We start from the raw sequence: 24,642 nt of genomic DNA, 5'->3' as shown, positions 1-24,642 counted from the left end.
GGCTCGGAAATGCTGCGCCTGAACACCGGCATCCCCGCCGTGGCCTATGCCGACCAGAGCCCGCTGGGCCTGGTGGGCGGCGTGCTGGCGCAAGGCAGTGTGGCCACCGCCCTGAGCAAACTGGGCCAGGGTGCCGACCTGGCCGGCTTCCCCAACGGTCGCCGCCCGAAGGACGATGTGGTCGACATTGCCCTGATCGCCGTGATGGGCGGGCTGTGCACCCAGCCGGTGATCGACGCCGGCATCGTCTTCGGTGGCGACTGCGTTCCGGGCAACGTGCCACTGGGCAATGCCACGTTGCAACTGACGGACAAGGCCGACCAGGAAAAGGTGACGCTGCTCAACCGCTTCCCCTACCTGAACACCCCGCTGGGCGGCACCGTCGCACCGCGATGAGCCCCCGTTCAACCCGGCTTGAAAGGACCACCCCATGACCGCCCCCATGCCACACCGTCAGCCACGCAACGCCTGGCTCGGCATCGCCCTGGCCGCACTGCTGCTCACCGCCTGCGGTGGCGGTGGTGACCACCACACGGTCAGCACCTCGCCCACGCCGCCCACCGTGGGCGAAACGGCCACGACCGCACTCGCCAGCGACCCCAACGGCGGCGCCCTCAGCACGCCGGCCGATGCGGAAGCCCCCGCCGAACCCAGCGCACCCACGCAGATCGCGACCGAAACCAGCACCGCCCCCAGCGCCACGGCCAACGACGCCGAGGCGCCCAGCGAACCGCCAGCCTCCACCGTCTGACCAGCAAGGCGCCCACCATGCGAACCCACGCACACGCTCATCCCGTGAGCCACCGCCTCTGGGGTCGCATGGTGCGCACCTGGGCCGCTGGCGGCATCCTGGGCCTGGCGGGCCTGGGTGCCTCACTGGCCTGGGCCAGCCCGCACCAGCCCTTGTCCGACAACGACATCCTTGAAACCCTGCCGCAGCAAAGCGCCAGCCGCGCCGAGGCGCGTCGCCTGCGACAACAACTGGCCCGCCAGCCGCAGGATGCCGCCACCGCCGTGGCCCTGGCCCGGGCCTACCTCGACCAGGCCCATCAAGAGGGCGACGCCCGTCTGGCCGGCCTGGGCCTGGGCGCCCTGTCTGCCTGGCAGAACCTGCGCCCCGAATCGGGCCAAGTGCCCACCGAGGTGCTGGTCACCCACGGCACGATCGCGCAGTACCTGCATGATTTCGATGGCGCGGCGCGCCGCCTGCAGCAGGCGCTCAAGCAGGATCCTCGCCACGCCCAGGCCTGGATCACGCTGGCCACCGTGCGCCGCGTGCAAGGCCGTTACGCTGAATCCAGCCAGGCCTGCGAAGGCCTGAAGGCCGCGGGCAACACCGTCTACGCGGCCGCCTGCCTGGCCGAAAACCAGTCGTTGCGCGGTCAACAGGCCAGCGCACGGCAGACCTTGCAAGGCTTGCTGAAGCAGGCCGAGGCACAAGGCGCCCAGGGCAGCGGCTTGCGCCAGTGGCTGTGGACCACCCTGGCCGAACTGGAAGAACGCGCCGGCCAACCCCAGGCCGCCGAAGCGGCCTGGCAACAGGCCCTGGCCGAGGGCCGCGAAGGCTATGTGCTCAGTGCCTGGGCCGATTTCCTCCTGCACCAGCAGCGCCCCCGCGAGGTGCTGGCCTTGCTGGCATCGCGCGCCGACGCCACCCGTTCGGACGCCTTGCTCCTGCGCCTGGCCGTGGCCGCCACCCAGGCCGCAGACCCACGCGCAGCAGGCTGGCGCGGCCTGCTGCAAAGCCGCTTCGAGGCCAGCGCCGCCCGCCCGGAGGCCAGCCGAGTGCACGCCCGTGAGCAGGCGCGCTTTGCCTTGACCGTGCGCCAGTCCCCCACCGAGGCGCTCGCCCTGGCACAGGCCAACCTGCAGACGCAGCGTGAACCGGCCGACCTGCTCCTGATGGCCGAGGTGGCCCGGGCGCAGCCCAACACCGCCACAAGGCAGCAGGCTTTGCAAAACCTCCAGACCCTGAGCCGCCAGCTGGGGGTGCACGACGCGCGCCTGGCCCTGCCCTGAACCGAGTCCACCCAACGAGCCCCCGCACGCCATGCTGACCGCCTCTTTCCGCCCCTGGGTTACCGGCCTGCTCGCCAGCCTGGCCCTGCTCGCCTGCCCCACCGCCCAGGCCCACAAGGCCAGCGACGCCTACCTGCAACTCAGCCGCCAGGGCGAACTGCTGGCCTTGCGATGGGATGTGGCCTTGCGCGACCTCGACGCCGCACTCGGCCTCGATGCCAACGGCGACAACCAGCTCAGCTGGGGCGAGGTCAAGACCCGCCGCGCCGACATCGAGGCCCACCTGCAGGGCAGCCTGAGCCTGCAGCCCAACGGTGCGCACCAGGCCTGCGCGCTGCGCGCCCAGATTGCCGAGCCGCCCATCGAGCGCCGCATCGACGGCAGCTACCTCGTGACCCGCCTCACCGGCGCCTGCCCCTTGCCACAAGGCCAGGCACAGCTGCGCTACCGCTTCATGCAGGGCATCGACCCCACACACCGCGGCCTCGTCCAGCTGAGCGGGCGCAGCGGCCAGGTCTGGTCCCTCACGCCCGACGGCCGCCCGCTCACCCTGGCCCTGCCCGATGCCCCCCGCGTGAGCAAGCTGCGCCAGCCAGGATGGCGCACAGCGGGCTACACGCCTGACCTCACGGTGCCGCCGCCACCCCACAGCCCACCCCAAAGCCAGCTCGACAACCATCCTCGAGCCGAAACGCAGGACCCGATCGCCGCAGCCGAAGGCTTCCCCGACCGGGTCCGCGAAGGGATCCACCACATCCTCATCGGCACCGACCACGTGCTCTTTGTGCTGTGCCTGCTGCTGCCTGCCGTCTTGCGCACGGCCTCCAACGCTTCGGTGAACTCCGGCCCAGGGTCTGGCTCACACCGTGAGCCAGTGGACAACCTGCGCCAGGCCCTGTGGCCGGTGCTGGCCACCGTCACGGCGTTCACCGTCGCCCACTCCATCACCCTGGCACTGGCCGCACTGGGCCACATCACCCTCAGCCCGCGCCTGATCGAGCCCGCCATCGCCCTCACCATTGCCTTGGCCGCCATCGACAACATCCGCCCCATCCTGGGCCGACACCGGCATGCCTTCACCTTTGGTTTCGGGCTCGTGCACGGCTTTGGCTTTGCCGGCTTGCTGGGCGAGCTGAACCTGCCGACGCAGGGCTTCGTGCAGGCGCTGCTGGGCTTCAACCTCGGCGTGGAGATCGGACAACTCATGGTGGTGCTGCCCGCCCTTGCCATCCTGATGGCCTTGCGCCGCCTGCCTGCCTACGCCAGCCACCTGATGCCGGCTGGCTCGGCCCTGGCGCTGCTGGTGGCCATCGGCTGGTTCACCGAAAGGGCCTTCGACCTCGGCTTCATGCCGGTGTGAGCAACGTGAGATGTGTCGCCCCTGCACGACACCCCCGTGGAGGGGGAGCACACCACTCGGAAAGGGGCCGCTCCTAGAATGGGCCGAGTGGCCAAGTGCCACCAACCCGTAAGCAATTGCATCCAAATTCAGGAGTTCTCATGAAAAAGATCGTCATCGCCGCCCTGGCCACCCTGGCTGCCACCGCCTCCATGGCTGCGCAAAACAACATCGGCTCCTGCGGCTGGGGCTCGAAGCTGTTCCAGGGTCAATCGGGCGTGGCCCCGCAGGTCCTGGCCGCCACCACCAACGGCACCTCGGGCAACCAGACCTTCGGCATCACCTTCGGCACCTCCGGTTGCACCCAGGACGGCCTGGTCTCCTCCAGCTGGAAGACCGCCATGTACATCGACGGCAACCGCCTGGCCCTGGCCCGTGACGCCGCCGCCGGCCAAGGCGAAAGCCTCGACACCCTGGCCACCGTCATGGGCGTGAAGGCCGATGACCGCGCCCTGTTCGCCGCCACCATCCAGTCGAACTTCGCCACCGTGTTCGCCAACGAAGCCGTGGCCGCCAACCTGAAAGCCGTGCTGGCCGCCAACAGCCAGCTGGCCGGCTACGCCGCCGTCATCTGATCGGTCAGGGCGGGCACGCGGTCACCGCGGCCTGCCTCTGTGGCCAGCGAAGCGCCTGCCACACACACCACCGTCCATGCCCAGCCCGCGCTGGGCATGTCGCTTTCTGGCTGGAAGAAACCCCGTGAGCAAACCGTTCCTGACTGCGCTGATGGCCGCCCTGGCGACCGCCCTGATGGCCTGCGCAGGCCCTGCCCTGTCGGCCACCGAGTCCGACCAACGCGCCTACCTGGGCACCCTGCAGGCCCGCGCCCACACGCTGGGCCTGGCCGATCAGCGCATGTGGCGCACGCTGCTGCACGACGTCGTCCACCCGCTCACCCGCCATGACCGCAGCCTGGCCGACGACCCCGACTTCTTCCTGCACCCTCAAGGTGCCACCCGGCCCGCCGACGAGCTCGACGCCACCCTGGCCGCCTTTTTCGACCCTGCGGAAACCCATGCCCTGGGGCAATCGGCCGCCTGCCGCTTCCCTGCGCGCTTCAACTGGTTGAACGAGCAACTGGGGTTCGACCCGGCCCACTTGCCCAGGCCCGACTGCCCCCGCTACCAGCAATGGCGCAGCGGCGTGCAGGCCGAGCGCATCACGCTCATCTTCCCCTCTGCCTACCTGAACAGCCCGGCCTCGATGTACGGCCACACCTTCCTGCGGCTGGACCCGCCCGCACCGGCTGGCGGCGAGACCCCACTGCTGTCCTACGCCATCAGCTACGCCGCGGCGGGCAACGAGGCCGAAGGCCTGGCCTTCGCGCTCAAGGGGCTCACGGGCCTGTACGCAGGCGAGTTCAGCAACTCGCCCTATTACCTGCGCATCCGCGATTACAACGACCTCGAAAACCGCGACATCTGGGAATACGAACTCAAGCTGACGCCGCCAGAGATCGCCCGCCTGATCGACCACACCTGGGAGCTGGGCCCCACGCGCTTTGACTACTACTTCTTCGACGAGAACTGCGCCTATCACCTGCTCTCACTGCTGGACGCCGCCCGCCCTGAGCTCAACCTCAGCGCCCAGTTCACCTGGTGGGCCCTGCCGCTGGACACCGTCAAGGCCGTGACGCAGACACAGGGCCTGCTGGGCGCCGTGCGGTACCGCCCTTCCAACGCCACCGAAATGCGCCACCGCGCGGGCCTGCTGGGCCCGGTCGGCTCGGCCCAGGCCAAGGCCCTGAGCACCGGCCAGCTGTCACCCGCAGCCCTGGCCAGCCAGGAGCCCGACACGGCCCGCCGCGCCCTGATCCTCGAAACCGCCGAACGCCTGGTCACCTACGACGGCAGCCAGGGCCGCCTGGGCGACGAGGCTCAGGTGCAGCGGGCACGCATGGCCCTGCTGATGGCGCGCGCCCAACTGCCGCGCGGCACGCCTGTGACCGTGCCCACCCCGCCCGACGAGCCCAGCACCGGCCACGGCACGGCGCGCATCGACGTGATGCTGGGCCAGCGCAACGGGCAGGGCCTGGTCGAGCTCGCGGCCCGCCCGGCCTACCACGACCTGCTGGACCAGCCCGAGGGCTTCCAACGCGGCGCGGCCATCCAGTTCTTCCGCATGGGCCTGAGCAAGACCGCGCAAGGCCACCTGCAGCTCGAACGCCTCACCCCGGTCGAAATCACCTCGCTGAGCCCGCACGAGCCGCTGCTGGCCGCCCGCTCCTGGCGGGTGGAGATGAGCCTGCAGCGCCGCGCCCAGGCACGTGCCGATGGCCTGCGTCCGCTGGGCGCCCAGGTGCGGGGCGGCCCGGGTTACGCCTGGGACCTGGCCGGCGAACGCGTGCTGGCCTATGCCTTCCTCGACAACCACCTGGCCTGGGAGCGCGAACTGGATCGCCAGGCTTGGCAGGCCGGCAGCGGCCTGGCCGCCGGGGCGCTGGTCGACCTCGGCCCGGGCTGGCGCGTACAGGCCGAAGCCTTCGCCCGCGCCTACCTGGGGGGGCAACCCGGCGCACGCGGGGCCAGCCTGGCCAGCCGCTGGCGCCTGAACCGCGACTGGAACCTGCAAGGGCGATGCGAGGTGAGCCTGCGCCAGGGCGAGCCGGTCAACCAGACCTGCCTGATGGGGCTGCAGCGCTACTGGTGAGGCCGTGGCCCTCACCCTGGCCTCGTCCATCAGGCCATCTTCGCCACCCAGCTCAAGGGCGCATGGCGCATCACGAAGCCCATCAGCGTCCAGGGCCACCAGGGCACGCAGGCCGTGGCGGGCTCGCGCTCGATGGCGGCCACCAGCGCCCGGCATCCCGAAGCCGTGTCCACCATCAGCGGCGTCTTGGCCGCCTTGCTGCTCAGCTCGGTCTCGATGTAGCCCGGATACAGGGTCGACACCTTGATCGGCGTGCGCAGCAGGTCCGCGCGGATGCCCTCGGTCAGCGCCGCCAGCCCGGCCTTGGTCGCGGCATAGGTGGTGAGGTTGCGCGGCAGGCCCCGCATGGCGCTCATCGACGCGATGCTCACCAGGTGCCCCGCGTTCTGCGCGCGGAAGATGCCGACGGCGGCTTCGCACTGCGCCAGCGCTGCAATGAAATTGGTCTGGGCGGTCTGCAGGTTGGCGTCGAAGCGGCCCTTGCCGATGGGCTGCCCCTTGCCCAGGCCGGCGTTGACGATCACGCGGTCGATCTGCCCGAACTCCGCCCGGAAGGCCTCGAACACCGCGAAGACCTGGGCGTGGTCATTCACGTCCAGTGCGCGCACCGACACGCGGATGCCCGGATGGCGGGCCTGCAACTCGGCCTGCAGGGCCAGCAGGCGCTCGGTGCGGCGGGCGCACAGGGCCAGGTGACGGCCCATGGCGGCGAACGCGCGGGCCATGCCCTCGCCCAGGCCCGAGCTGGCGCCGGTGATGAGGATGGTTTGTCGGATCGGCATGTCGGTCGCCCCCGGAAGGTCAGCGGAAACTCAGGACGGCAGGCTCGGCACCTTCCAGGTGGGCGTGCTCGTTCACCGAGATCAGGTGCAGGCCATCCCGGCCCGATTGCAGCTTGGTGATGCCGGCATTGGCCAGGGTCCAGTTGATGGTGAAGGCCTGCAGGTCGCTCAGGCCCAGCAGGTGGGCACAGACCACGCTGATCACGCCGCCAGAGGTGAACACCAGGGTGTCGCCCTTGGGTGGGGCCTGGCGCACAATGTCGTCGAGCGCCTCCACCACGCGCCGCTTGAAGACGGACCAGGGCTCGGCGTACTCGGCATCGTGGTGGCCGCCCACCCAGCGGGCCACCGCGTCGCGGAAGAAGGTCCGAAAGGCCAGGCGCGGGTCGGGGGCCGCGGCCATGTCCTGCATCAGCACCTGCTTGTCGGCATAACGCGGCTCGGCCACGGCGATCACGTTTTCGTGGTCGAACTCGTTGATGCCCGGGTGGGTCGACCAGGGGTCGGTGCCGGGCGCGGCCTGACGCAGGCCATCGACCTCGGGCCAGGCGGGCAGCGCGCCCAGCGCCGTGTCGCGGTGGCGCTGCATCGCACCGCTGAACAGGGCATCAGGCTTCACGCCCCGGCTGCGCAGGGCCTCGCCCAGAAGGCGCGCCTGCCGGTGCCCCAGGGGCGAGAGCTGGTCGTAGTTGTCCGAGCCGAAAGAGGCCTGGCCATGTCGCAAGAGGTAGATGGCGCCCATGTGTGATGCGGTGGTGATGCGGTGAGGCGGCCCCGTGTCGCCCTCAGCCCTTGGCCTGTCGGATGATGGCCTTGCAGCGCCAGTCAAGGTAGTTGGCCAGGATCCAGAAGTGCCTGAACGCCGGGTTGTTGGTCTGCTTGTGGTGGTAGCGGTAGTAGATCTGCTGCACGATCACCGCCAGGCGGAACAGGCCATAGACCTCGTAGAAGGGCCAGTCGCCCTTGCGGTCGACGCGGTAGCCGGCGCGCTCGAGGTAGTAGTCCACCACCTCTTCGCGGCGCAGCATGCCGGGCAGGTGGGTGGGCTGGCGCCGGGTCGAGCGCATCAGGAAGTGGTCGTCGGCGTGGGTCCAGTAGGCCAGGGCATTGCCCAGGTCCATCAGCGGGTCGCCCAGGGTGGCCATCTCCCAGTCGAGCACCCCGATCACGCGGGTCGGGTCGCTCTCGGAAAGCACCACGTTGTCGAAGCGCCAGTCGTTGTGGATCAGCACATTGGCCACGTCCTGGGGCGTGCGCTCTTTCAGCCAGGCGATGACGCGGCGGTAGCTGGGCACGTTCCAGGTGCGGGCTTTGTCGTAGCGGGCGCTCCAGCCCTCGATCTGGCGCTGGCAGTAGCCGCTGCCCTTGCCCAGCGAGGCGAGGCCGGCGGCCTGCGCGTCCACCTGGTGCAAGGCGATCAGCTTGTCGAGCACGTTGGTGCAGAGTCGACGCGTGGTCGGCACGTCCAGCACCAGGCCACGCGGCATGTTCTTGCGCGGGATGATGCCGGCGATGCGCGCCATCACGTAGAACTCGCTGCCGGTCACGGCCTCGTCGGTGCACAGGCCCACCATGGTCGGCACCACAGGGTAGACGGGCTTGAGCGCCGACTGCACCGTGAACTCGCGGCCCATGTCGTGCGCCCCCTTGGCCTTGGTGCCGGCCGGGGGGCGGCGCAGGATGAAATCGCCGCCCTCGGCCACGTCCTTGTAATGCAGGCGGTAGGTCCAGTTCGAAGCCCCGCCCGAGAACTGCGTCACCTCGGGCTGCCCCGTCAGGCCAGGCACCCGGTCCTTCAACCAGGCGTCCACCGCGGGGGTGTTGAGCTCTTCGCCGGCGCGCACGCGGCCGCCACGGTCCTGCACGGTGTCTGACAGGTCGGCGCCGCTCATTTCATCACGCCGTACTTCATCAGCTCGAGGCGAGCGATCATGCCCTTGTGCACCTCGTCGGGCCCGTCGGCCAGGCGCAGCGAGCGGGCCTGGTTGAAGAAGGCCGTGAGCGGCGTATCGTGCGAGACGCCCATGCCGCCGTGCATCTGGATGGCGAAGTCCACCACGGCCTGCAGCACCTGGGGTGCCACCACCTTGATGGCCGAGACGTCGGTCAGTGCGCCCATCACACCCTGGGTGTCGATCTTCCAGGCGGCCTGCAGGGTCAGCAGGCGGGCCTGGTCGATGGCGACGCGGTGCTCGGCGATGCGTTCGCGGTTGCCGCCCAGGTTGATCAGCTGCTTCTTGAAGGCCGTGCGCTCGATGCCCCGCTTGATCGCCAGTTCCAGCGACTTTTCCGCGGCGCCCAGCATGCGCATGCAGTGGTGGATGCGACCCGGCCCCAGGCGGCCCTGGGCGATCTCGAAGCCGCGCCCCGGCCCGGCAATGAAGTGGGACACCGGCACGCGCACGTTGGTGAAGTGCACCTCACCGTGACCGTGGGGTTCGTCGTACTCGCCGAACACCGGCAGCATGCGCTGGATCTCGATGCCCGGCGTGTCCATGGGCACCAGCACCATCGAATGCTGGCCATGGCGGCCGGCATCGGGGTTGGGCGTGCAGGCCATGAAGATGCCGATGGCGCAGCGCGGGTCGCCCACACCGGAAGACCACCACTTCTTGCCATTGAGCACGATCTCGTCGCCCTCGACCACGGCGGTGGCGGCCATGTTGGTGGCGTCGGACGAGGCCACATCGGGCTCGGTCATGAAGAACACCGAACGGATCTCGCCGGCCAGCAGCGGCGTGAGCCACTTCGCCTTCTGTTCGGCGCTGCCGTACTTCCAGAGCACCTCCATGTTGCCGGTGTCGGGCGCGTTGCAGTTGAAGATTTCGGGCGCCAGCATGGAGCGGCCGGTCTCTTCGCAACTGAAGGCGTACTCCAGCACGCTCAGGCCCGCGCCCAACTCGGCATCGGGCAGGAACAGGTTCCACAGGCCCTCGGCCCGGGCCTTGGCCTTCAGTTCTTCGACGATGGGCGGGATGCGCCACTGCCGCCAGTCGCCCCCATGGCGCTGCGCCAGGATGCCCCGCCAGTGCGCCGCCTCGATGGGCTCGATGTGCTCCTGGATGAAGGCGCGCACGCGGGCGGCGGTCTGCCGGGCGCGCTCACTGGGCTGGAAGTCCATGCTGTCTCCTGGTGGTCGTTCGGGTGCTGGCGCATGCTACGCCGCACCGACCCGTGCATCAAATGGTGATTTTTCATCACAAGTCATGCACAGGATTCATGATCAGCAAGCTGTCGTGAAAGCCCCCTGCGCGATGCGCTCGCGCAACCAGCGGAGCACCGGGTCGGCATCTCGCTCGGCGTGCCAGTACAGCCAGATGCCGATGGGCGGCACCGGCACGGGCAGCTCGCGCAGCGTCACCGGCAGGCTGTGCACCAGGGCCTCGGCGTAGGTGCGCGGCAGGGTCAGCAAGGCCTCGCCCTCGGCCACCACCCGCGCCGCCGCGAAGTAATGCTGGCAGCGCAGGGTCAAATCCCGGGGCCCGAGCTTCAGTGCCGACCACACGGACTGCAGCGGGTCCGGCTGCTCGGGCTGCACGCCCACCATCACGTGGCGGGCGGCAAAGTACGCGGCCACACTCAGAGGCTGGGCGGCCAGCGCATGCCCCTGGCGCATCAGCACGGCCAGGGTGTCGTTGCCCAGATGCAGGCCATGGATGCGCGGGCCCACGCGCCGCTCGCGGTCGATCACCAGGTCCACCTCGCCCTGGGTCAGCACCCGCTCCAGATCGTCACGCGGCACACGCACGCTGCTCAGACGCAGGCGCGGCGCCTGCTCGGCCAAGCGCGCCACCAGGGTCGGCAGGGTGATGGCCTCCAGCACGTCGCGCATGCCCAGGCGCAGGGTCATGTCCAGCGTCTGCGGGTCAAAGGCCTCGGCCTGGGCCATGAGGGACTGCAGGCCATGCAGGTGGGCCTGAACCTCGCCGATCACGCGGCGCGTCAGTTCGGTGGGCAGCATGCGGTTGCCCTGGCGCACGAACAACGGGTCGCCCCAGAGGCGGCGCAGCCGGGCCAGCGCATGGCTGACGGCAGGCTGGCTCAGGTGCAGGTGGCGGGCCGCGCCCGAGATGCCACCGTGCGTGTAGACCGCGTCCATCACGCGGAACAGGTTGAGGTCGAGGCGAGAGACAGGGATGGCCATGGCCACGCACCTTACACCGCCAGACTCCCCCTTTTTTGCACGCCGCGGGGCCTCAGGTGGGCGGTACGCCAGACGCCACGCGCCATAATGGCGACCTGCCGTTTTCACGGCCATCAACGGAGCCACATCTTGGACAGTCACCCTAGGTGACCGCCCACTCCAGCCACCCGGCCCACCTGACACCCGCGCGAGAGCGGCCTGCAGGAAAGCCACCGGGTGAGACCCCACCGCGCCCCTGGCGCCGGGTCTGCGGGAGGGGGCGGCAACCACAACCACCCCTCTCAACCACCGCACAGCCCCCGCTGTGCGACCTCGGGTCTTTGCCCGAAGCCCTGTGCTGGAGCCCTCATGCTCAACGTGTTCACGCTGGCCAATGGCCGGCTGTTTCAGGAAGAAATCGACAGCCTCGACGGGCTCACCCCGGTGCGCCCGGTCTGGGTTGACCTCGAAGACCCGACGCCCGAAGAAAAAGGCTGGATCGCCGTGCGCTTCGGCCTGGTCATCCCCGGCGACATCATCGACGACGACCTGGAAGAATCCGCCCGCTTCTACGAAGAAGACGGCGCCATCCACATCCGCTCCGACTTCCTGATCGACGACGACGAAACCCCGCGCAACGTCCGCGTGGCCTTCATCCTGCACGACAACGTGCTGTTTTCGGTGCACCGCGAAGACCTGCCCGTCTTCCGCCTGCTGCGCATGCGCGCCCGCCGCATCCCCGCCCTGATCGACGACGCGAAGGACGTGCTGCTCAAGCTCTACGATGCCGACGCCGAGTACTCCGCCGACACGCTGGAAGGCATCTACGACGACCTCGAAAAGGTCAGCCACCGCGTGCTCAAGAGCGAGGTCAACGACCAGGCCGCGGCGATCGCCCTGGCCGCCATCGCACGCCAGGAAGACTTGAACGGCCGCATCCGCCGCAACGTGATGGACACGCGCCGCGCGCTGAGCTTCATGATGCGCGCCCGCATGCTCAACGCCGACCAGTTCGAAGAGGCTCGCCAGATTCTGCGCGACATCGACTCGCTCGACAGCCACACGGCCTTCCTCTTCGACAAGATCAACTTCCTGATGGACGCAACGGTCGGCTTCATCAACATCAACCAGAACAAGATCATCAAGATCTTCTCGGTGGCCTCGGTGGCCCTGCTGCCGCCCACCCTGGTGGCCAGCGTCTACGGCATGAACCTCAAGTTCCCCGAAATGGAATGGTTGGGTGGCTGGGGCTACCCCTACACCGTCGCGCTGATGGTGTGCAGCGCCCTGGTGCCCATGTGGTACTTCAAGCGCCGAGGGTGGCTGAGCTGAGCACGCCCACCCTGAACCTGCCCACCGGCCTGTGGCGGGTCATGGGCGGCACGGCGCTGGTGGTGACCAGCTTCAGCCTGCTCAACCCCGTGCTGGCCGTGCGCCTGCAAACGGCCGGAGCCAGCAACACCACCGTCGGCCTGATCGCCATGCTGCCCTTCGTGAGCGTGGCGCTGCTGGTGCCCGTGGCCGCCCGGGTGTTCGCCCGTTTCGGGGTAGGCCAGTGCTACCGTGCCGGCCTGCTGCTCGAGCTGATCGCCTGCCTGGGCTACCTGCTGACCCGTGACCCCGCCCTGTGGTGCGCCCTGGGCCTGATGGCAGGCATGGGGGCGGCGGCGGCCTGGAACGCCACCGAAGGCCTGATCGCCCACAACGTGCCGGCCAGCCACCGGGGTCGGCTCACCGGCTTCTACCAGGCCGTGCTGGGCGCCGGCATGGCCATCGGGCCGTTGCTGCCCAGCCTGCTGGGCCTGAGCCCCATCGGCGCCAACGTGCTGGCCGCGGCCGGGTTGGCGCTCGGCCTGGGGATGAACCTCTCGCCCGACGTGACCCGCCTGAGCGCCATGCACGCCGACCACACGCACATGAACCTCGCGGCAGCCTGGCGCTTTCGGCCGGGCCTGGCCTGGGCGGCCCTGGTGGGCGGCGTGTTCGAGGTCGGCCTGGGCAGCGTGACCACGGCCTATGGCTCGCAAACCGGCCTGGACCTGGGCGCCGCCACCTCCATCGCCGGGGCCCTGGGCCTGGGCAGCTTCCTGCTGCAGTACCCTATTGGCTGGCTGGCCGATCACCTGCCGGCACGCCGTCTGTTTGCAGCGGGCGCCCTGCTGCTGACCCTCAGCGGCCTGGCCTTCATGCAGGCCGCGACGCACCCGGCGCTGCTGTGGCTGTGCGCCGGGCTCTGGGGCGGCCTCGGCGGCGCGCTCTACACACTCAGCATGATCCGCGTGGCCCACGATTTCGCCGATTCCTCGGCCCTGGCCGGCACCTCCGCCATGATCGCCGGCTACACCCTCGGGGGTGCTCTGGGCCCGCTGGTCAGCGGCTGGGCGCTCGACCACTTCGGCGTGGCCGGTCAAGGCGGCTGGCTGGCCACACTGGCCATCAGCCTGCTGCTGGTGCAGCTGACGCCTCGTTCCGGCCCGGCAAGCCCTCGCTGAATCCGGCACCCAGGCGATCGCCAACCGCCAGCCAGCACGGCGAATCGACATCGTCGACACGCCACGCCTTGTACGCGGCGTGGCCGCACGCCTCACGGCGTCAACCAGCCTCGCTGCAGCGCCAATTCGAAGGCCTGCTCACGGCTGCTGGCGTTCAGCGACTCGGTCACCCACGAGAGTTCGGCCCGCACATCGCCTTCCGGCAATCCCAGCGCGCGGGCAATGGCCTTGGGCGACTGCCCTCGGCCCACCAACTTCAGGATCTCTGCCTGCAAGGGCGACAGGCTTCGCCCCGGCTCGGCCACCGCCAGCTCCGGGCGGGCTTCGGCCAGGGGCGGCTGCAGCAGGCCATAGGGCAGATGGGCCCAGGCCTGACCGCCCTCGAGGCAGGTTCGCACGGCCGCCACCACGTCGTCGGGCTGGGCCGATTTGGGCAGGTAGCCCGCCGCGCCAGCCTCCCGGGCCTGCTGGACCAGCACACCGTCCACATCGGCCGACATCACCAGCACCGGCACCTCGGGCCAGCGGGCACGCCACCGCGGCAGCATCGCCAGGCCGTGGGCATCAGGCAGGTGGATGTCCAGCAAGACCAGGTCTGCCGGCTGGTTCACCAGCTCCGCCTGGGCCTCGCCCCAGGTCGAGGCCACACGCACCTCGGCATCCGGCCAGGCCTGGGCCAGCATCAGGCGCAGGCCCGTGAGGTAGAGCGCATGGTCATCAACGAGCAGCAAACGGGGGCAAGGGTCAGACATGGCCTGGGCAAACCGGTGAAGGCGAACGCCTCGCCAGTATCCATGTCTCCCGCCATGAAAAAAGGGCCCCACCCTCTGGTGCGGCCCCCTTCCCCTCTTAAGAGGGTGCGTCGCAGACAGCGCCTGGTGCGCTCAGCGCGCCCGACGTGCGCTCACCGCATCCGACAGGATCTGCAGCACGCGCTCCGAGTCTTCCCAGCCGATGCAAGCGTCCGTGATCGACTGGCCGTAAGCCAGCTTGCTCGGATCGTCCTTGCCCGGGGTGAACTTCTGGGCACCGGCACACAGATGGCTTTCCACCATGACGCCGAACACGCTGCGCGAACCACCGCTCACCTGGGCGGCGATGTCTTGTGCAACCACCACCTGGCGCTCGTGCTGCTTCGAGCTGTTGGCGTGGCTGAAGTCCACCATCAGCGAAGGATGCAACTTGGCTGCCTCGAGGTCCTTGCAGGCAGCGGCCACGCTCTCGGCGTCGTAGTTCGGGGCCTTGCCGCCACGCAGGATCACGTGGCAATCCGGGTTGCCGGCCGTCTCGACGATGGCGACCTGGCCATTCTTGTGCACCGACAGGAAGTGGTGAGGACGGGCTGCGGCCTGAATGGCATCGGTCGCGATCTTGATGTTGCCGTCGGTGCCGTTCTTGAAGCCGATCGGCGCCGAGATGCCCGAGGCCAGCTCACGGTGCACCTGGCTTTCCGTGGTGCGTGCGCCGATGGCGCCCCAGCTGATGAGGTCGCCGATGTACTGCGGCGAGATCACGTCCAGGAACTCGCTGGCCGCCGGCATGCCCAGGCGGTTGATCTCGAGCAGCAACTGACGCGCCATGCGCAGGCCCTCGTCGATCTTGTAGGACTCGTCCATGTACGGGTCGTTGATCAGCCCCTTCCAGCCCACCGTCGTGCGGGGCTTCTCGAAGTACACCCGCATCACCACCTCCAGCGTGCCGGCGTATTTTTCGCGCAGCGGCAGCAGCTTGCGGGCGTAATCGATGGCGGCCACCGGATCGTGGATCGAGCACGGGCCAATGATCACCAGCATCCGGTCGTCCTGCCCCTGGATGATCTGGCCAATGGTGCGGCGGGTGTCGTCCACCAGGGACTCGACCGGCGTACCGGAAATCGGGAAGAAGCGGATCAGGTGTTCGGGCGGCGGCAAGGGCGTGACGTTCTGGACGCGTTGGTCATCGGTTTTCGAGGTGGCATCGGCGGGCGGAACCCATCCGGTGGCGGCGCTGGAAGTGCTGTGCATGCGGGTCTTTCTGAAAGGGCGGCCGAGCCAGGCTCGGGCAAAAAAAAACCGCCGGGATGAGCCGGCGGTTTCGTCAGGATCTGTGTGGTTTGCTTACGCGCTGACCACCCCTGCGCCGGTTTGAGGCGGGAGTTCAAAAAAGTAAAAATAAGCGCGTGTGTTCACCATGCAAACAATGTAGCACGCGCCCCCGGGGGGCTTGCAAGCGCAAAATGCATTCTGATGAGGACAAAAATGATCTGTTCAGTTCATTTGCTCCCCGCCTCGAACCCTTGATGCCCTCATGAGCACCCCCACCCAACTCGACATCGATTTCGTCTCCGACGTGGCCTGCCCCTGGTGCGCCATCGGCCTTCAGGGCCTGCTGGAGGCCATCGCGCGCGTTGCGCCCGCCATCCAGGTGCACCTGCGCTTTCAACCCTTTGAATTGAACCCGGGCATGCCCGCTGAAGGCGAAGACCTCGACGCCCACCTCAGCCGCAAGTACGGCACGACGCCCGAGCAGAACGCCCAGGCCCGCGCCGCCATCCGGGCCCGGGGCGAGGCCGTGGGCTTCCACTTCGACATGGACGCCCGCCGCCGCATCCACCCCACCTTCGATGCCCACCGCCTGCTGCACTGGGCCGGCGACATCGGCGAGGCCGCCCAATTGGCCCTGAAACAGGCCCTGCTCCGCGCCCATTTCGGCTCCGGCCGCAGCACAGCGCGCCACAGCGACCTGCTGGACGCCGTCACCGTCGCGGGCCTGGACGCCACTGCTGCCCGGCACGTGCTCGAGCAGGGCCTCTACGCCGACGAAGTCCGGACCGCCGAGGCGCACTTCACCCAGGCGGGCATCCGTGCGGTGCCTTCGGTCATCGTCAACGGCCGCCACCTCATCCAAGGCGGACAGCCTGCCGAAGCCTACGAACAGGCCCTGCGCCAGATCGCACAAGCCCTTTGAGCCCCCCCAGGAGCCCCGTCCCCATGGATTGCCAGCGCTGCGGCGCCTGCTGCGCCCAATTTCGCGTCTCGTTCTACTGGGCAGAGGCCGACGATGCCCCGGGGGGCACCGTGCCCGTCGGCCTGACCGAGACCGTCAGCCCCCACACCCGCTGCATGCAGGGCACCTGGTCCTCGCAGCCTCGCTGTACGGCCCTTGAGGGGGACGTGGGTCGACACGTCGGCTGCCGCATCTACGACCTTCGCCCCACCCCATGCCGCCAGGTCACGGCAGGCGACGCGCAATGCCTCAAGGCACGCGCCGCACATGGCCTTTCCGCCGAAGCGCCCTCCGCGTCGACATGAAAAAAGGGCCCGAAGGCCCTCTGCACGATGAGCGTCCGGGGCCCGTCGGCCCACGACCCGCTTAAGCCTGAATCTGCTTCAGCAGGGTGTCGGCATCGCTCACGCCGTAACCACCACCTTGCTCGTCGTTCAGGATGGTGACCACGCCATCCTTGGCCAGCAGCGAATAGCGGCCCGAGCGCAGGCCCAGGCCCTTGGCGCTCAGGTCCAGCGTCAGGCCGGTGGCCTTGGCGAAATCGGCGCTGCCGTCGGCCAGGAAGCGCACCTTGCCTTCGGACTTCAGTTCGCGCGCCCAGGCGCCCATCACGAAGGCGTCGTTCACCGACACGCACCAGATCTCGTCCACACCCGCGGCCTTGAACTCTGCAGCCTTGGCGATGTAGCCCGGGGCGTGCTGGGCCGAGCAGGTGGGGGTGAAGGCGCCTGGCAGGCCGAAGATGGCGATGGTCTTGCCGGCCGTGCTCTTCGTCACGTCAAAGGCGTTGGGGCCCAGGCTGCAGCCTTCGCCCTCGACTTCGATGTATTCGAACAGCGTGCCTGCGGGCAACTTGTCGCCAACCTTGATCGTCATGGATGCGTCTCCAAAAAAGAGGAATGAAAAAACAAAAAACCGACCGCCAGTATGACTGGACAGCCGGTTTTCGGGGGACGGAGCCGGGGCAACACCCCGGTCACGTCGTGGCAATCAACACAGGCCGATTGCCAGCTTCAGATCGCGAAGATCAGACAGCCTGGGCCTTCTCGACCAGACGGGACACAACCCAGTTCTTGGTCTTGGACAGCGGACGGCTTTCCGTGATCTCGACGACGTCGCCGATGTGGAACTCGTTGTTCTCATCGTGAGCGTGGTACTTGCTCGAGCGGGCCACGATCTTGCCGTAGAGCTCATGCTTCACACGACGCTCGACCAGAACGGTCACGGTCTTGGCGCGGGCGTCAGAGACGACCTTGCCGACCAGCGTGCGGGTCACTTTGGTTTGAGCTTCCGTCATTGGGCGGCTCCTTTCTTCTCGGTCAGAATCGTCTTGACGCGAGCGATGTCGCGACGGGTCTTCTTCAGGGCCGAGTGATCGTTGAGCTGCTGGGTGGCACGCTGCATGCGCAGGTTGAAGTGCGCCTTCAGCAGGTCCTTGACTTCGGTTTCCAGTGCGGCCAGATCCTTGGCGCGCAGTTCAGAGGCTTTCGCCATAACTTTCTCCTTAGCGCCTAGATTAGATGCCGAACTGGCGGCCGACGAAGGTCACGCTCAGCGGCAGCTTGGCGGCAGCCAGCTGGAACGCTTCGCGAGCGAGTTGCTCGGGCACGCCCTGGATTTCGTAGAGCACCTTGCCCGGCTGGATCTCAGCCACGTAGTACTCGACGTTACCCTTACCGTTACCCATACGCACTTCTGCAGGCTTCTGCGAGATCGGCTTGTCGGGGAAGATACGGATGAAGATGCGGCCACCGCGCTTCACGTGACGCGAAATCGCACGACGTGCGGCTTCGATCTGGCGAGCGGTGATGCGACCACGTTCAGTGGCCTTCAGGCCGAAATCGCCAAAGGACACTTCAGCACCACGGGTGGCAACACCCGTGTTGCGGCCCTTGTGTTCCTTGCGGAACTTGCGACGATTAGGTTGCAACATGCTTATTCTCCTTTCGCTTCGGCCACGGGGGCCTTGCGAACACGCTTGGCGGCGTCAGCGCCTGCAGCAGGCTTGTCGCTGCCGTCAGACGGAGCACCATCGGCACGCGGGGCGCCACGGCCAGGGCCGCCACGACCAGCGCCAGGACCACGACGGTCACCGGGGCGATCGCTGCGCGGGCCACGGCGGTTGCGACGGTCGTCCAGGCTGTCGTCACCCTTGAGCACAGGGGCTTCGCCATTGGCCAGACGGTCACCGCGGTAGACCCACACCTTCACGCCGATCACACCGTAGGTGGTGTGGGCTTCGGAGGTGCCGTAGTCGATGTCGGCGCGCAGGGTATGGAGAGGCACGCGGCCTTCACGGTACCACTCGGTGCGAGCGATTTCGATGCCGTTCAGACGGCCAGCAGACATGATCTTGATGCCCTGGGCACCCAGACGCATGGCGTTCTGCATGGCGCGCTTCATGGCGCGGCGGAACATGATGCGCTTTTCCAGCTGTTGCGTGATCGAATCGGCGATCAGCTGTGCATCGACTTCAGGCTTGCGCACTTCTTCGATGTTCACAGAGACCGGGCAATTCAGACGCTTGGCCAGTTCGAGCTTCAGGTTCTCGATGTCTTCGCCCTTCTTGCCGATCACCACGCCCGGACGAGCCGAGAAAATGGTGATGCGTGCGCTCTTGGCGGGACGCTCGATCAAGATGCGCGACACGGCCGCGTTCTTGAGCTTCTTCTTCAGGAATTCGCGGACTTCCAGGTCTTCAGCCAGCATCGAGGCGAAGTTGCGGTTGGTGGCGTACCAACGCGATGCCCAGTTGCGGGTGACGGCCAGGCGGAAGCCGGTTGGGTGGATTTTCTGTCCCATAGTCAGCCTCTGCTTAGTTGCCCACGGTCACATAGATGTGGCAGGTTGGCTTGCTGATGCGGTTGCCACGGCCCTTAGCACGGGCGGTGAAACGCTTCAACGTGGCGCCTTGCTCCACATAAATGGTCTTGACCTTCAGTTCGTCGATGTCGGCACCGTCGTTGTGCTCGGCGTTGGCGATTGCCGACTCCAGAGCCTTCTTGATGATGCCGGCAGCCTTCTTTTGCGTGAAGGTCAGGATGTTCAGAGCCTGGTCCACCTTCTTGCCGCGGATCAGGTCAGCGACCAGACGACCCTTGTCGCAAGAGAGGCGAACGCCGCGAACGATTGCTTTGGTTTCCATCGTTGCTGCTCCTTATTTCTTGGCTTTTTTGTCGCCAGGGTGACCCTTGAACGTACGGGTCAGGGCGAACTCACCAAGCTTGTGGCCAACCATCTGGTCCTGGATGTACACGGGCACGTGCTGCTTGCCGTTGTGCACAGCAATGGTCAGGCCGATGAACTCAGGCAGGATGGTGGAACGACGCGACCAGGTCTTGATCGGCTTTTTGTCCTTGATGGCCACAGCCTTTTCGACCTTGGCCGACAGGTGGTGGTCAACGAAAGGACCCTTTTTCAGAGAACGAGCCATTGCAGCCTACCTCTTACTTTTTGCGACGCGACACAATGAAGGTCTGCGTGCGCTTGTTGTTGCGGGTGCGATAGCCCTTCGTCATCGTGTTCCATGGGGACACGGGGACTTGGCCCTCGCCAGTGCGTCCTTCGCCACCACCGTGCGGGTGGTCGACCGGGTTCATGGCGACGCCGCGGACGGTCGGGCGGATGCCCTTCCAGCGGATGGCGCCGGCCTTGCCGTATTGACGCAGGCTGTGCTCTTCGTTGCTCACTTCACCCAGGGTGGCGCGGCATTCGACGTGGATCTTGCGGACTTCACCCGAGCGCAGGCGAACCTGAGCGTAGGTGCCTTCACGGGCCATCAGCACAGCGGACGTACCAGCCGAACGAGCGATCTGACCGCCCTTGCCAGGCTTCAGTTCGATGTTGTGGATGGTCGAGCCCACGGGGATGTTGCGGATCGGCAGGGTGTTGCCAGCCTTGATCGGGGCTTCAGAGCCCGACAGGATGGTGGCACCGGCAACCAGACCACGCGGAGCGATCACGTAGCGACGTTCGCCGTCGGCGTACACCACCAGAGCGATGTGGGCCGTGCGGTTGGGGTCGTACTCGATGCGTTCAACCTTGGCGGGGATGCCGTCCTTGTTGCGCACGAAGTCCACCACGCGATAGTGGTGCTTGTGACCGCCGCCCTTGTGGCGAACGGTGATGTGACCGTTGTTGTTACGGCCAGAGTTCTGCTTCTGGGGTTCCACCAGGGCAGCGTGCGGGGCACCCTTGTGCAGGTGCTTGTGCACGACCTTGACCACACCACGGCGGCCAGGCGATGTCGGTTTGACTTTGACGACGGCCATGATTACGCAGCCTCCCCGGAGAAGTTCAGCTCTTGACCAGCTGCCAGAGACACGAAGGCCTTCTTGGCGTGGTCACGGCGACCGATGCGGCCACCGAAACGCTTGGTCTTGCCCTTTTGGTTCAGGACCTGCACCGACTTCACTTCGACCTTGAACAGCAGCTCGACGGCGGCCTTGATCTCGGGCTTGGTGGCATCGCGCATCACCTTGAACGCAACTTGACCGCGCTCTTCAGCAGCAGCCGTGGCCTTTTCCGAGATGATCGGAGCGACCAGCACCTTCAGCAGGCGTGCTTCATCGAATTTCAGAGTGCTCATGCGAACATCTCCTGCAGCTTGTCGATCGCACCCTTGGTGACCAGGACCTTCTTGTAGAAGACCAGGGACAGGGGATCGGCGTAACGGGGCTCAACCACCAGCACGTTGGGCAGGTTGCGAGCGGCCAGGAACAGGTTCTCGTCCACGGTGTCGGCGATGACCAGGACGTGGTCCAGGTTCATGGCCTTCAGCTTGGCAGCCAGCAGCTTGGTCTTGGGGGCTTCGACGTTGATCGAATCCACCACGGCCAGGCGGCCTTCACGAGCCAGTTGCGAGAAGATCGCGGCAACACCAGCACGGTATTGCTTCTTGTTGACCTTCTGCGTGAAGTTTTCGTCGGGGCTGTTCGGGAAGATCCGACCGCCGCCACGCCACAGGGGCGAAGACGACATACCGGCGCGAGCGCGGCCGGTGCCCTTTTGACGCCACGGCTTCTTCGTGGTGTGCTTGACCGTTTCACGGTCCTTCTGGGCGCGGGTGCCTTGACGGGCGTTGGCCTGGTAGGCCACGACCACCTGGTGCACCAGGGCTTCGTTGTATTCGCGACCGAACACAGCGTCGGAGGCCTCAACCTTGGAGGCGACCTGACCTTGTTCGTTCAGGAGCTCAAGCTGTGCCATCAGTTGGCCCCTTTCTTGATCTTGACCTTGACGGCGGGACGCACGGTGACAAAGCCACCCTTCGAACCCGGCACAGCGCCCTTGACCAGCAGCAGTTGACGGGCTTCGTCAACGCGCACGATGTCGAGGTTCTGCGTCGTCACGGTCTCGTCACCCATGTGGCCCGACATGCGCTTGCCAGGGAACACGCGACCCGGATCCTGCGCCATCGAGATGGAGCCAGGAACGTTGTGGGAACGGCTGTTACCGTGGGAGGCGCGCTGCGAACCGAAGTTGTGACGCTTGATGGTGCCGGCGAAACCCTTACCGATCGAAGTGCCTTGCACGTCGACCAGACCACCAGCCTGGAACAGGGCTGCGGGCGCAATGGTGCTGCCAGCCTTGTACTCAGCGGCGACCTCAGGGGCCACACGGAATTCCTTGGTGACTTCACCAGCTTCCACGCCAGCTTTGGCGAGGTGACCGGCTTGCGGCTTGGTCACGCGCGAAGCTTTGCGCGAACCGAACACCACCTGCAGGGCGGTGTAGCCGTCAGTCTCAACGGTTTTGACCTGGGACACGCGGTTGTTGGACACGTCGAGCACCGTCACAGGCACGGCATCGCCGTCGTCTGTGTAGATGCGCATCATGCCCACCTTGCGGCCCAGCAATCCGAGACGATTGCTAAGACTCATGGTTTTTCTCCAGCCCCTTCACGCCAATGGCGCAGGGGCCTTGTTAAACACACCCGACATCGATTGGCCGGGGCGACTTTTGCGGCACTCGACAGTCGTACTGACCTGGCAAGCGCCTTGGGTTGTTTCCGCTCAAAGCGAAGACGTCTGCCTAAAATTTAGGCAACGCGCCATCCACCCATTACGGGAAAGCCTGCGATCATAGCTGATGCTGCATTTCGATGCAACAGGGTCATGCAAACATGGCCGCCACCTTCACGGCAGTCTGCCAAACGCCCCACGACAATGGCAGCAACGCCAGCGACCAGAAGAAGGCGACCTTGAGCTTCATGCCCATGGGAGTGACTGGCTCAGACATGGTGAACTCCTTGTTTGACCGGGGGTTTGACGAAGAGGTTGAGCACAAACTCGGCCATCAGCAGACCACCCAACACGTACACCACGGTGGAGTAGGCCTGGGCATCGCTGACCTGCTGGACCTTGACCAGGTGATCCCGCCCCGCGTTGACCACCAGGGGGCCGACCACGCCGGCCAGCGACCAGGCGGTCAGCAGGCGGCCATGGATCGCGCCAACCTCGCGCTTGCCAAACATGTCGGCCAGGTAGGCGGGGATGGTCGCGAAACCAGCGCCGTAGTAGCTCATCACCAGCGCGAACAGGCCCACAAACAGTGGCAGGTTGCGCGCTTCGGCAGCAGCCGGGATGGCCCAATAGGCCACGGCCCCCACGCCTGCGTACATCGCGTAGGCCGCCTTGCGACCGATGCGATCCGAAAAGCTGGACCAGATGAAGCGGCCCGCCATGTTGCACAGGGAAAGCAGGCCCACGAAGCCTGCGGCTGCGCCCGGCGTGATGCCGACCATCTTCTGCGCCATGAGCGAGGCCTGCCCCAGGATGCCGATGCCAGCCGACACATTGAGCAACAGGATGCCCCACAACAGCCAGAACTGAGGCCGACGGATCGCCTCGGCCACCGAGAAGTCATGGGCATCGTCATGGGCCACGCCTTGGGCGTTCACAGGCGGCACCCAGCCTACGGGGCGGTAGCCAGGCTGCGGCAGGCGCGCGATCCAGACCGCGCACAACTGGAAGAACAGGTAGGCCAGGGACATGACCGTGAAGGTCTCCGGGATGCCGGCGAAGGCCGAGCCCTCCTGGAAATGCTTCATGAGGTTGACCGCCAGCGGCGAGCCGACCAGGGCGCCGCCCCCAAAACCCATGATGGCCAGGCCGGTTGCCATGCCGCGCTTGTCGGGGAACCACTTGATCAGGGTCGAAACGGGGGAGATGTAGCCAATGCCCAGGCCGATGCCACCCACCACGCCGTAACCCAGGATCACCAGCGCCAATGACCCGTGCCGCACACCCAAGGCGGCCAACTGAAAACCCAGGAAGAAGCACACGGCCGACGCCAGCATGGCCAGGCGCGGACCGGAGCGCTCCACCCACTTGCCGAACACCGCGGCCGACAGGCCCAGGAAAATGATGGCCACCGAGAAAATCCAGCCCACGCTGGTCAGGCTCTCGCCCAGGACCTTGCTGAGCGGGCCGTTGAAGACCGAGAAACCGTAGGCTTGCCCGAGCGGAAAGTGGATCAGCAGGGCCGCTGCGGCCATCAGCCAGCGGCTGTAGCCAGGCTCGGCCATGGCGCCGTCTTTCGACAGGGCGTGCCGCAGTTGCGAAACGAGGGACATGGGTTCTCCGTGACGAGAAGAGGGCTTGGGCACAGCCATACAGAGGGAGGCCCAAGATGAAAAAAGGCCTCCGAAGAGGCCTTTTCAGGGGAGCCGTCCGGCCTTTCGGGCCAGGCGGCAAGCGGCATCACTGCAGCTTGATTTCGACGTCCACGCCAGCCGGCAGGTCGAGCTTCATCAGGGCGTCAACCGTCTTGTCGGTCGGGTCCACGATGTCCATCAGACGCTGGTGGGTGCGGATTTCGAACTGGTCGCGCGAAGTCTTGTTGACGTGCGGCGAACGCAGGATGTCGAAGCGCTGCAGACGGGTCGGCAGGGGCACGGGGCCCTTGACGATGGCGCCGGTGCGCTTGGCGGTTTCCACGATTTCAGCCGACGACTGGTCGATCAGCTTGTAGTCAAACGCCTTCAGGCGGATGCGGATCTTCTGTTGTGCCATGACACACTTCCTTGGAATTAAAGAACGAGACGCCTGCCGCCAGCCCGAAGGCCGGTCAGCAGGCACGTGTCACGTGATCAGTCGAGGATCTTGGCAACCACGCCGGCGCCGACGGTGCGGCCACCTTCGCGGATGGCGAAGCGCAGACCTTCTTCCATGGCGATCGGGGCGATCAGCT

31 protein-coding genes and 1 pseudogene are annotated in these 24,642 nt (G+C 66.9%); 10 read left to right on the top strand and 22 right to left on the bottom strand.

Translation table 11 applies throughout. The features are described 5' to 3' along the window. From QZ994_RS09045 to QZ994_RS09020, 6 genes are all read left to right on the top strand, one after another. The coding region (locus QZ994_RS09045; RefSeq protein WP_290871107.1) for a DUF4331 family protein at window positions 1–396 on the top strand (396 nt) is incomplete at its 5' end. A 34-nt stretch (window positions 397–430) separates the two neighbouring features. Then, window positions 431–751, top strand: a complete 321-nt coding sequence (locus QZ994_RS09040; RefSeq protein ID WP_290871106.1) for a hypothetical protein — start codon at window positions 431–433, stop codon at window positions 749–751. A 17-nt stretch (window positions 752–768) separates the two neighbouring features. Next, entirely contained in the window at window positions 769–2,019 is a 1,251-nt protein-coding gene (locus QZ994_RS09035; RefSeq protein WP_290871105.1) for a tetratricopeptide repeat protein, read from the top strand. 31 nt (window positions 2,020–2,050) lie between these two features. Then, window positions 2,051–3,379, top strand: coding sequence for a HupE/UreJ family protein (locus QZ994_RS09030; RefSeq protein WP_290871104.1), 1,329 nt, complete (start codon window positions 2,051–2,053; stop codon window positions 3,377–3,379). Window positions 3,380–3,519: 140 nt separating this feature from the next. Continuing rightward, window positions 3,520–3,993, top strand: a complete 474-nt coding sequence (locus tag QZ994_RS09025; protein WP_290871103.1) for a DUF3015 family protein — start codon at window positions 3,520–3,522, stop codon at window positions 3,991–3,993. A gap of 124 nt (window positions 3,994–4,117) precedes the next feature. Beyond that, on the top strand, window positions 4,118–6,067 hold the full coding sequence (locus tag QZ994_RS09020) for a DUF4105 domain-containing protein (RefSeq protein WP_290871102.1): 1,950 nt from the start codon (window positions 4,118–4,120) through the stop codon (window positions 6,065–6,067). A gap of 29 nt (window positions 6,068–6,096) precedes the next feature. Here the strand turns inward: QZ994_RS09020 and QZ994_RS09015 are convergent, their stop codons facing one another. The 5 genes from QZ994_RS09015 to QZ994_RS08995 form a co-directional block, all read right to left on the bottom strand. Further along, window positions 6,097–6,849: an SDR family oxidoreductase gene (locus QZ994_RS09015; RefSeq protein WP_290871101.1), complete on the bottom strand. Its 753-nt coding sequence runs from the start codon at window positions 6,847–6,849 to the stop codon at window positions 6,097–6,099. Between the two features lie 19 nt (window positions 6,850–6,868). Beyond that, window positions 6,869–7,591 (bottom strand): histidine phosphatase family protein, encoded by a 723-nt coding sequence (locus QZ994_RS09010; protein ID WP_290871100.1) that lies wholly within the window; start codon window positions 7,589–7,591, stop codon window positions 6,869–6,871. Between the two features lie 43 nt (window positions 7,592–7,634). Beyond that, complete coding sequence (locus QZ994_RS09005; protein WP_290871099.1) at window positions 7,635–8,741, bottom strand: phosphotransferase family protein; 1,107 nt, start codon at window positions 8,739–8,741, stop codon at window positions 7,635–7,637. Next, window positions 8,738–9,970, bottom strand: a complete 1,233-nt coding sequence (locus tag QZ994_RS09000) for an acyl-CoA dehydrogenase family protein (protein WP_290871098.1) — start codon at window positions 9,968–9,970, stop codon at window positions 8,738–8,740. The genes QZ994_RS09005 and QZ994_RS09000 overlap by 4 nt, the downstream gene beginning before the upstream one ends. Window positions 9,971–10,072: 102 nt before the next feature. Further along, window positions 10,073–10,993 carry a LysR family transcriptional regulator gene (locus QZ994_RS08995; protein WP_290871097.1) on the bottom strand — a complete coding sequence of 307 codons (921 nt, stop codon included), beginning with the start codon at window positions 10,991–10,993 and terminating at the stop codon, window positions 10,073–10,075. Between the two features lie 348 nt (window positions 10,994–11,341). Here QZ994_RS08995 and corA point away from each other — a divergent pair, with 348 nt between their 5' ends. Then, window positions 11,342–12,304 carry a magnesium/cobalt transporter CorA gene (gene corA, locus QZ994_RS08990; protein WP_290871096.1) on the top strand — a complete coding sequence of 321 codons (963 nt, stop codon included), beginning with the start codon at window positions 11,342–11,344 and terminating at the stop codon, window positions 12,302–12,304. Continuing rightward, window positions 12,292–13,464: an MFS transporter gene (locus QZ994_RS08985; protein WP_290871095.1), complete on the top strand. Its 1,173-nt coding sequence runs from the start codon at window positions 12,292–12,294 to the stop codon at window positions 13,462–13,464. Before corA ends, QZ994_RS08985 begins: the two co-directional genes overlap by 13 nt. Window positions 13,465–13,556: 92 nt before the next feature. Here the strand turns inward: QZ994_RS08985 and QZ994_RS08980 are convergent, their stop codons facing one another. Both QZ994_RS08980 and QZ994_RS08975 read right to left on the bottom strand, forming a co-directional pair. After that, window positions 13,557–14,195 carry a response regulator transcription factor gene (locus tag QZ994_RS08980; protein WP_290871094.1) on the bottom strand — a complete coding sequence of 213 codons (639 nt, stop codon included), beginning with the start codon at window positions 14,193–14,195 and terminating at the stop codon, window positions 13,557–13,559. Between the two features lie 153 nt (window positions 14,196–14,348). After that, window positions 14,349–15,467, bottom strand: coding sequence for a 3-deoxy-7-phosphoheptulonate synthase (locus QZ994_RS08975; RefSeq protein WP_290871093.1), 1,119 nt, complete (start codon window positions 15,465–15,467; stop codon window positions 14,349–14,351). A 283-nt stretch (window positions 15,468–15,750) separates the two neighbouring features. Between QZ994_RS08975 and QZ994_RS08970 the strand changes: the two genes are divergently transcribed. Beyond that, window positions 15,751–16,410, top strand: coding sequence for a DsbA family oxidoreductase (locus QZ994_RS08970; protein ID WP_290871092.1), 660 nt, complete (start codon window positions 15,751–15,753; stop codon window positions 16,408–16,410). A 23-nt stretch (window positions 16,411–16,433) separates the two neighbouring features. Then, window positions 16,434–16,754 carry a YkgJ family cysteine cluster protein gene (locus QZ994_RS08965; RefSeq protein ID WP_290871091.1) on the top strand — a complete coding sequence of 107 codons (321 nt, stop codon included), beginning with the start codon at window positions 16,434–16,436 and terminating at the stop codon, window positions 16,752–16,754. Between the two features lie 61 nt (window positions 16,755–16,815). Here the strand turns inward: QZ994_RS08965 and QZ994_RS08960 are convergent, their stop codons facing one another. The 15 genes and pseudogenes from QZ994_RS08960 to QZ994_RS08890 all read right to left on the bottom strand — a co-directional run. Continuing rightward, complete coding sequence (locus tag QZ994_RS08960) at window positions 16,816–17,325, bottom strand: peroxiredoxin (RefSeq protein WP_290871090.1); 510 nt, start codon at window positions 17,323–17,325, stop codon at window positions 16,816–16,818. A 151-nt stretch (window positions 17,326–17,476) separates the two neighbouring features. Beyond that, window positions 17,477–17,746 carry a 30S ribosomal protein S17 gene (gene rpsQ / locus QZ994_RS08955; RefSeq protein WP_290871089.1) on the bottom strand — a complete coding sequence of 90 codons (270 nt, stop codon included), beginning with the start codon at window positions 17,744–17,746 and terminating at the stop codon, window positions 17,477–17,479. Beyond that, a complete protein-coding gene (gene rpmC / locus QZ994_RS08950; protein ID WP_290871088.1) occupies window positions 17,743–17,943 on the bottom strand; it encodes a 50S ribosomal protein L29 in 201 nt (66 codons plus the stop codon). The genes rpsQ and rpmC overlap by 4 nt, the downstream gene beginning before the upstream one ends. A 22-nt stretch (window positions 17,944–17,965) precedes the next feature. Next, window positions 17,966–18,382: a 50S ribosomal protein L16 gene (gene rplP, locus QZ994_RS08945; protein ID WP_290871087.1), complete on the bottom strand. Its 417-nt coding sequence runs from the start codon at window positions 18,380–18,382 to the stop codon at window positions 17,966–17,968. Window positions 18,383–18,384: 2 nt separating this feature from the next. Continuing rightward, complete coding sequence (gene rpsC / locus QZ994_RS08940; RefSeq protein ID WP_290871086.1) at window positions 18,385–19,251, bottom strand: 30S ribosomal protein S3; 867 nt, start codon at window positions 19,249–19,251, stop codon at window positions 18,385–18,387. A gap of 13 nt (window positions 19,252–19,264) precedes the next feature. After that, window positions 19,265–19,594 (bottom strand): 50S ribosomal protein L22, encoded by a 330-nt coding sequence (rplV, locus tag QZ994_RS08935; protein ID WP_290871085.1) that lies wholly within the window; start codon window positions 19,592–19,594, stop codon window positions 19,265–19,267. Between the two features lie 12 nt (window positions 19,595–19,606). Continuing rightward, window positions 19,607–19,882, bottom strand: coding sequence for a 30S ribosomal protein S19 (gene rpsS / locus QZ994_RS08930; protein ID WP_290871084.1), 276 nt, complete (start codon window positions 19,880–19,882; stop codon window positions 19,607–19,609). A gap of 13 nt (window positions 19,883–19,895) precedes the next feature. Next, on the bottom strand, window positions 19,896–20,720 hold the full coding sequence (gene rplB, locus QZ994_RS08925) for a 50S ribosomal protein L2 (RefSeq protein WP_290871083.1): 825 nt from the start codon (window positions 20,718–20,720) through the stop codon (window positions 19,896–19,898). 2 nt (window positions 20,721–20,722) lie between these two features. Beyond that, entirely contained in the window at window positions 20,723–21,037 is a 315-nt protein-coding gene (gene rplW, locus QZ994_RS08920) for a 50S ribosomal protein L23 (protein WP_290871081.1), read from the bottom strand. Next, window positions 21,034–21,657 (bottom strand): 50S ribosomal protein L4, encoded by a 624-nt coding sequence (gene rplD / locus QZ994_RS08915; RefSeq protein WP_290871079.1) that lies wholly within the window; start codon window positions 21,655–21,657, stop codon window positions 21,034–21,036. The genes rplW and rplD overlap by 4 nt, the downstream gene beginning before the upstream one ends. Beyond that, a complete protein-coding gene (gene rplC, locus QZ994_RS08910; protein WP_290871077.1) occupies window positions 21,657–22,331 on the bottom strand; it encodes a 50S ribosomal protein L3 in 675 nt (224 codons plus the stop codon). Before rplC ends, rplD begins: the two co-directional genes overlap by 1 nt. 232 nt (window positions 22,332–22,563) lie before the next feature. Continuing rightward, the gene (locus QZ994_RS08905) at window positions 22,564–22,689 is read right to left on the bottom strand and encodes a hypothetical protein (RefSeq protein ID WP_290871075.1); all 126 of its coding nucleotides are present in this window, start codon (window positions 22,687–22,689) and stop codon (window positions 22,564–22,566) included. Then, window positions 22,682–24,025, bottom strand: coding sequence for an OFA family MFS transporter (locus tag QZ994_RS08900; RefSeq protein WP_290871073.1), 1,344 nt, complete (start codon window positions 24,023–24,025; stop codon window positions 22,682–22,684). Before QZ994_RS08900 ends, QZ994_RS08905 begins: the two co-directional genes overlap by 8 nt. Window positions 24,026–24,152: 127 nt before the next feature. Next, complete coding sequence (rpsJ, locus tag QZ994_RS08895) at window positions 24,153–24,464, bottom strand: 30S ribosomal protein S10 (protein WP_035037922.1); 312 nt, start codon at window positions 24,462–24,464, stop codon at window positions 24,153–24,155. A gap of 77 nt (window positions 24,465–24,541) precedes the next feature. After that, window positions 24,542–24,642 (bottom strand): annotated as a pseudogene (locus QZ994_RS08890) (elongation factor Tu); the annotation flags it as partial.

Source organism: Aquabacterium sp., assembly GCF_021768455.1.
In the GTDB taxonomy this organism is placed as follows: Bacteria; Pseudomonadota; Gammaproteobacteria; order Burkholderiales; family Burkholderiaceae_C; genus Aquabacterium.
Note: the sequence above shows the minus strand (reverse complement) of the source record. Positions and strands in the feature narration are given on the sequence as shown.